We start from the raw sequence: 6162 nt of genomic DNA on the forward strand, positions 1-6162 counted from the left end.
CTATTCGGCCGCTTCCCGCTCGCTGTCCTCCGCCTCGCTTTGCTGGCGGTTCCACATTTCGGCGTAGAGCCCATCGCGGCGTAGCAGGTCTGCATGGCTGCCGCTTTCCACGATGCGTCCGGTGTCCATGACATTGATGATGTCGGCATCGGCAATCGTCGACAGGCGGTGGGCGATGGCCAGCGTGGTGCGGCCCGTGGTGACGCGCGAAAGCGTATCGAGAATGTCCTGCTCGGTGCGCGAATCCAGCGCGCTCGTCGCCTCGTCGAGCAACAGGATGGGCGGGTTCTTCAGCAGCGTGCGGGCGATGGCCACCCGCTGCTTTTCCCCGCCAGACAGCTTCAAGCCGCGCTCGCCCACTTCGGTGTCGAAGCCCTGCGGCAGTGCCTCGATAAAGGGCAGGATGGCGGCATCGGCGGCGGCGCGGCGGATGGCGCCCGCGTCCGGCTCGTCACGACCATAGGCAATATTGTAGCCGATCGTGTCGTTGAACAGCACGCTATCCTGCGGGACGATGCCGATCATCTGGCGAAGGCTTTCCTGCGTCACCTGGCTGATATCCTGCCCGTCGACACAGATGCGCCCTTCCCACGGATCGTAGAAGCGGAACAGCAGCCGCCCGATGGTCGATTTGCCCGCCCCCGAGGGGCCGACCAGCGCCACTGTCGCGCCCGCCGGTGCCTCGAAGGTCAGGCCGTGCAGGATCTGCCTGTCCTTCTCGTATCCGAAGCTGACATTCTCGAATGTCACGACCGGGCGACGCACGATCAGGGCAGGCGCGCCGGGCGCATCCTGCACCTCGACAGCCGTATCCATTAGGCCGAACATGTCGGCCATGTCGATCAGGCCTTGCCGGATCGTGCGATAGACCCAGCCCAGCATGTCGAGCGGGCGGAAAAGCTGCAACAGATAGGTGTTCACCAGCACCAGATCGCCCGGTGACAGGCGACCCTGCGACCAGCCCCACACCGTCCATGCCATGGCAAAGCCCATCATCAGGTTGAGGATCACCGCCTGCACGATGTTGAGCAGGCCAAGCGAGTTCTCGGTCTTGATAGCGGCTTCGGAATAGGCGGCCGCGGTGCGCGAATAGCGGCTGCGTTCGCGCTCCTCCGCGCCGAAATACTTGACCGTCTCGTAATTCAGCAGGCTGTCCACCGCGCGGGCCATCGCGGTGCCATCGAGATCGTTCATCTCCTTGCGCAGCTTGACGCGCCATTCGGTGATGGCCTGCGTCACCCAGATGAAGCTGACCACGGTGACGGCGGTCGCCGCGACCAGTTCCCACCCGAACAGAGTCCAGAAAATCACCGCGACCACCGTCAGTTCGATGATGGTCGGCGCGATGTTGAACAGCAGGAAATACAGCATGGAGCTGATCGAGCGTGTGCCGCGCTCCATGATGCGGGTGATCTCGCCCGTCCGGCGCGAGAGGTGGAAGCGCAGGGACAGCCGGTGCAGCCGCGCGAAGACATCCTCCGTCAGCTCGCGCACGGCATCCTGCCCGACGCGGTTGAAAGTGATGTTGCGCACCTGTTCGAAGAAAACGCTGCCGAAGCGGCCTGCGGCATAGGCAATCACCAGTGCCAGCGCGACCCACAGTGCGGGATCGCCGTCCGCGCTCATGGTGTCGACAGCGTTTGCGTAGGCAAGCGGCAGAGCGAGGATGACGGCCTTGGCCGCAAGCACCAGAATGCCCGCGCCGACTATGCGGCGCTTCAGCTCGGGCCGGCCCTTGGGCCAGAGATAGGGCAGGAAGCGGCGCATGGTCGCCCAGTCGGCACGCTCGCCGGGCTTCGTCTGGGTGGGAAAATCTTTCACTACGCCGCGCAAGGTGGGGCCTTGCGGGGCACCTCACAAGGGTCGGAGGCTGCGCGCGTCAGTCGCGAAGGCGTGTTGCGGGCTGGTTGAAACGCCATGCCTGGTCGGTCGGGACACCGCCCGGGATGTCGAACAGCACTTTGCGCGAGCGGAAATCTATGGCTACCCGGTCGAACAGGCGCAGCTCCGCCATGCCGAGGATCAGCGCAGGCCGGTCGTCGAGGCCGAGATGATGAAACGCCGGACTGTCGGCAAAGGAAATGACGATGTTCTGCACCGTCGCGCCGCCCAGCTCCAGATTTCGCGCGAGGCTGGTTTCGCTGGCGATTGCGATGCCGTTCACATCGGTGATAGTCGCATCCGCCAAATCGCGGCGACGGCGCAACCTTTCCTGCAAGGCAGGATTGCCGACAGAGCCGGTGGCGCCGGTATCAACGATTACGCGTACCCGCACTCCGTCCAGCACGGCGCGGTGAATGATAAGCTGGCCCAGCCGCTCGCGCGCGCGAACGGTGATGTCATAGCCATTGGCGGTGCCCATCTCGTAGCTGTCGGAGACGATCATCTCACCGGCGCGGAAATCCAGCAAAACGCGCTGGTCCTGCAGGCTGTCGAGGCCGAGAATGCCGTCCGCCGCGCCGATATTGCTGCGCTCTACCAGTGGGGCGGTGCGGATGGATATGGTCCGCTCGCCAATGCCGAAATCGGGCACGAAGGTTGTCTCCACCAGACGCGTGCTGGCCATACCGACAAGGTTGGCGGTCTCGCGCTCGAGCAATTGCAGCTCGTCCGCCAGTTCGGTCGAGAGCACGGTGGCTTGCGATCCGGTATCGACCATGAAGCGGTAGGGGCCGGTGCCCATAATGGTGACCGGGACTGTCATGCGGCGATACCGCTCGATCTGCATGCCGATGGTTTCGGAGACAGGCTCTTCGGCAGCGTCCACCTGTTCGGTTTCGGCTTCGCTCTCGATGTCCGGCAGCGGCATGACCGGATCGGTGGGGATGCCGCTTCCGGCCCCCAGCAGCGCTGCCGCGCCTGCGATTGCAACCCAGTTCATTGTCGTTCTCCCGAACGGCTGTCCGAGTCCCGTCACCAGCCGCGCCGCGTATCCTACCACGCCGCGACCAACCGCCCAAATCGGGGCAAGCAATCCTTAAATGCTGGTGGTGTATGCGGCCTTCACCATGACCCCTGCGTTCAAAGCCCTTGCGATGCGCGCCGCGAAAGCCGTCGGCTACGACAAGACGCATATCACGCGCACCGTCGCCTATGGAGAGGTGGAGACCTTTCTCGCCGACCTGCCGACAGGCGAGATGGACGCGCTGGAGATTGCCGCTGGCTGGAAATGGCGCGAAATCGGCTGGGGCAGCTATACCGAGATGAATTGGCCCGATCACGACATTTGCGAAGACGTGCTGGACCGGCAGTTCGATATCTGCATCGCCGACAATGTGTGGGAGCACCTGCTGCACCCCTGGCGCGCAACGCAGAACGTGCTGACCATGCTGAAACCGGGCGGCTGGTTCGTGAACATTACGCCTTTCATGATCAGGCGGCACGACATTCCTAATGATTGTACTCGCTGGACGGAGCAGGGGATGCGCCATTTCCTTGAGGATAATGGTTTCGATCCGGCCAGCATCGCCACAGGCAGCTGGGGCAATCGCGCGGCGGTGAAAGCGAACCTCAACCGATGGGCCCGCACCGGCTGGAAGCGCAGGCTGACGAACGAGCGCGATTTTCCCGTGACCGTTTGGGCCTTTGCGCAGAAGCTGCGCGATCCGGCATGACGATCTGCGTTACTGTCCTCGCGCATAATGAGGAGCGGCGAATCGGCACCTGCCTCGCCAGCCTGCCGCTCGGCGCCGAAGGTGTGGACGTGCATGTCGTGGTGAACGGGTCGACGGACCGCACGGCCGAAATCGCACGCGGCTTCGACGGGGTGACGGTTCACGAATACGAGCAGGGCGGCAAGTCGCGCAGCTGGAACCGCTTCATGCTGGATGGCGATGCGCCAAAGGCCGATTGCTATGTCTTCGTCGATGGCGATGCGGAAATTGCGCAAGGCTCGGTGCAGGCGCTTGGCCGTTGCCTTGCCGCCAATCCCGGCGCCAACGCTGCCGCAGCTTTTCCGCGCAATGGCCGCAAGGCCGCTGTCTATGCCGAAGCCATTGCGCGCGAGCATGGCCTGTTCGGCGATCTTTATGCCTTGTCCGGCAGCTTCGTCGCCATTCTGCGCGAACGCAGCATCCGCTTGCCGGACGACCTGATCGGCGATGACGGCCTGATTTGCGCCATCGCCAAGACCGATGGCCGGAACGAGGATCATTGGGACGATCACCGTGTCGTACCGTGTTCGGGCGCAGGCTTCCTGTGCGAGCCGACCGTGCTCTCTCCCGCCAGTCTTTCGATCCAGTATCGCCGCATGGTCAACTACGCGGTGCGGCATTTCCAGAACCGCATCGTCTCGCACATCATGCGCGGCGAAGGCCCGGAAGCCCTCCCGCGCGAATTGGCGAGCCTCTATCCCGAATGGCTGCCGCGTTTCGCGCCGCGCCGCTCGCCGCAATGGTGGTGGTTCGACCGGCTGGCGCTCGCTCGCATGGCGCGGGCGGCCACGGCCTATTCGGCAGGCTGAACCACCGGCGCTTTGCGGCGGAACAGCAGGTCCACCACATCCAGCAGGGTCGCACGCGCGAAGAGATAGAGCAGCCCGCCATAGATCGCCGCGCCGGCGCTCACCATCGCCGCCAGCCGCAGCACGCCCGGCCAATGCCCCAGCGCCTCGCCCAGCGCCATGACCGGCAGCGCCATGGCAGCGCTTGCGCCCAGCGCCGGAGCAACCGCGCGCAGCAGGTCGGCAGCGCCGATGCCCAGCAGGCGGCGCGACAGCAGGAAGGCCGTCAGCGGCACCAGCGGGAAGGCCGCGACCCACACCCATGCAAGGCCGATGGGGCCGAAAGGTACGGCCAGCAGGAACGCCAATGGCATTACCGCAGCGCCGCATAACGAGGCGAACATGGAGATGCGCGGATGGCCCAGCGCGTTCACCGCGGGGGCGAACATGGTGTGCAGCGTCACCGCCGGCATGGCGAGCGCCAGCACCGTGACTATGGGCGCGAGCGGCAACCATTTCTCGCCCAGCAGCAGGTGCACCGCTTCCGTCGACGTCACGGCAAGCCCGAAATATATCGGGCAGACGGCGAGCATCACGAGGCGCACCGCTTTCAGGAAAGAGAAGCGCAAGGCAGGCAGGTCGTCCTGCAATTGCGAATAGGCCGGAAAGGCGACTTCGTTCAACGCGGGCACAAGCTTGTGCGCGATGATGCCGGTGAGGAACATCGCCTCGGCGTAGAAGCCCACCTGCGCCAGTTCCAGCGCGCGGCCGGCGATGAAGATGTCCGCCTGCGTCAGCACGACCCAGAAGAAATGGCCCGCCAGCAACAGGATGCCGAAATCGAACATCTTGCGCGCGCCCTTCAGCCGGAAGCTTGGTAGATAGGCGAAGCGCGCAGCAATCATCAGCGCGGCGGCGCGGGTCCAGAAAGCGGCGATGGGCGCGAAGATCAGTGTCCACACGCCGAAATCGGACAAGGCGCAGAACAGCGCCACGCCTGCGGATACGAATGTCGCGGTAATATTGGCGATGGCCGGCCGGCGGAAATCCATCTCCCGCGTCAGCAGCACTTCGGGCAAGGCGATGAAAGGCGTCGCAAGATAGATCAGCGCCTGAACGCGCAGGAGGGCCGTCACATCCGGCGTGCGGTAATAGGCGGCGGCCAGCGGGGCGAGCAACACTTGCGCCAGCGCCAGTCCGCCATTGATGAGTAACAGCAGGCCGAATGCTTGCCGGATCTTCTGCTCCGTCAACTCCCGGTCCTGGATCAGCGAGCTGGCGAACCCGAATCCGCCAAGGAAGCTGAGGAAGACCATCACGACCTGCGTCATGGCAAACAGGCCGTAATCGGCCGGGTCGAGGATGCGGATGACGATCAGTGTCGATCCCCATGCCACCACTTGCGCGGCGACCTGGCTGCCGGAGCGCCACATCACGGCGCGCTTCACGCTATCGCGCATGGAAGCTGTCATCGCCGCTACGCCTCAGGCCGCCAGCAGCGCTGCGGAAAGCCGCGCCGCGCGCAGCGGTTGGCCGAACCGGACAAGGCGCGCAGCGGTTCGCCACAACCCCTCGCGCGCGCCGCCTTCGCGTACGTGCCGTATAATAAGGTCCAGCCCGTCGCCCGTTAGCGCGCTGCGCGAATGCAGCAGGCCGAACGCCGCCCGGCCACGAACGCGCTGTGCGACGCCGCTTTCGCCGAACAGCATGTCGAGCTCTTC

Annotated in this window: 6 protein-coding genes (1 of these 6 only partly in view); 2 read left to right on the forward strand and 4 right to left on the reverse strand. The window is 64.7% G+C overall.

The features are described from left to right. Window positions 1-1767, reverse strand: coding sequence for an ABCB family ABC transporter ATP-binding protein/permease (locus BMF35_RS05475; protein WP_047007663.1), 1767 nt, complete (start codon window positions 1765-1767; stop codon window positions 1-3). A gap of 112 nt (window positions 1768-1879) precedes the next feature. Continuing rightward, complete coding sequence (locus BMF35_RS05480) at window positions 1880-2881, reverse strand: aspartyl protease family protein (protein WP_047007231.1); 1002 nt, start codon at window positions 2879-2881, stop codon at window positions 1880-1882. Window positions 2882-2981: 100 nt separating this feature from the next. On the opposite strand from BMF35_RS05480, the gene BMF35_RS05485 reads away from it, so the two are divergent. Both BMF35_RS05485 and BMF35_RS05490 read left to right on the forward strand, forming a co-directional pair. Further along, the gene (locus tag BMF35_RS05485) at window positions 2982-3614 is read left to right on the forward strand and encodes a methyltransferase domain-containing protein (RefSeq protein ID WP_052766081.1); all 633 of its coding nucleotides are present in this window, start codon (window positions 2982-2984) and stop codon (window positions 3612-3614) included. After that, window positions 3611-4462, forward strand: coding sequence for a glycosyltransferase (locus BMF35_RS05490; RefSeq protein ID WP_047007232.1), 852 nt, complete (start codon window positions 3611-3613; stop codon window positions 4460-4462). Before BMF35_RS05485 ends, BMF35_RS05490 begins: the two co-directional genes overlap by 4 nt. Here the strand turns inward: BMF35_RS05490 and BMF35_RS05495 are convergent. Then, entirely contained in the window at window positions 4447-5913 is a 1467-nt protein-coding gene (locus BMF35_RS05495) for a lipopolysaccharide biosynthesis protein (protein WP_047007233.1), read from the reverse strand. The genes BMF35_RS05490 and BMF35_RS05495 overlap by 16 nt on opposite strands. A 12-nt stretch (window positions 5914-5925) precedes the next feature. After that, window positions 5926-6162: the 3' portion of a glycosyltransferase gene (locus tag BMF35_RS05500; RefSeq protein WP_047007234.1), read on the reverse strand. 768 nt of this gene lie beyond the right edge of the window; only the last 237 of its 1005 coding nucleotides appear in the window; the start codon falls outside the window, past its right edge; the stop codon is at window positions 5926-5928.

Origin of the sequence: Aurantiacibacter gangjinensis (assembly GCF_001886695.1) — a bacterium.
Lineage (GTDB): Bacteria > Pseudomonadota > Alphaproteobacteria > Sphingomonadales > Sphingomonadaceae > Alteraurantiacibacter > Alteraurantiacibacter gangjinensis.

Bases quoted from the DNA above. Each gene is read 5' to 3' on its own strand.
- BMF35_RS05475 (WP_047007663.1), bottom strand. From the start codon at position 1,767: ATGCGCCGCTTCCTGCCCTATCTCTGGCCCAAGGGCCGGCCCGAGCTG.
- BMF35_RS05480 (WP_047007231.1), bottom strand. From the start codon at position 2,881: ATGAACTGGGTTGCAATCGCAGGCGCGGCAGCGCTGCTGGGGGCCGGA.
- BMF35_RS05485 (WP_052766081.1), top strand. From the start codon at position 2,982: ATGCTGGTGGTGTATGCGGCCTTCACCATGACCCCTGCGTTCAAAGCC.
- BMF35_RS05490 (WP_047007232.1), top strand. From the start codon at position 3,611: ATGACGATCTGCGTTACTGTCCTCGCGCATAATGAGGAGCGGCGAATC.
- BMF35_RS05495 (WP_047007233.1), bottom strand. From the start codon at position 5,913: ATGACAGCTTCCATGCGCGATAGCGTGAAGCGCGCCGTGATGTGGCGC.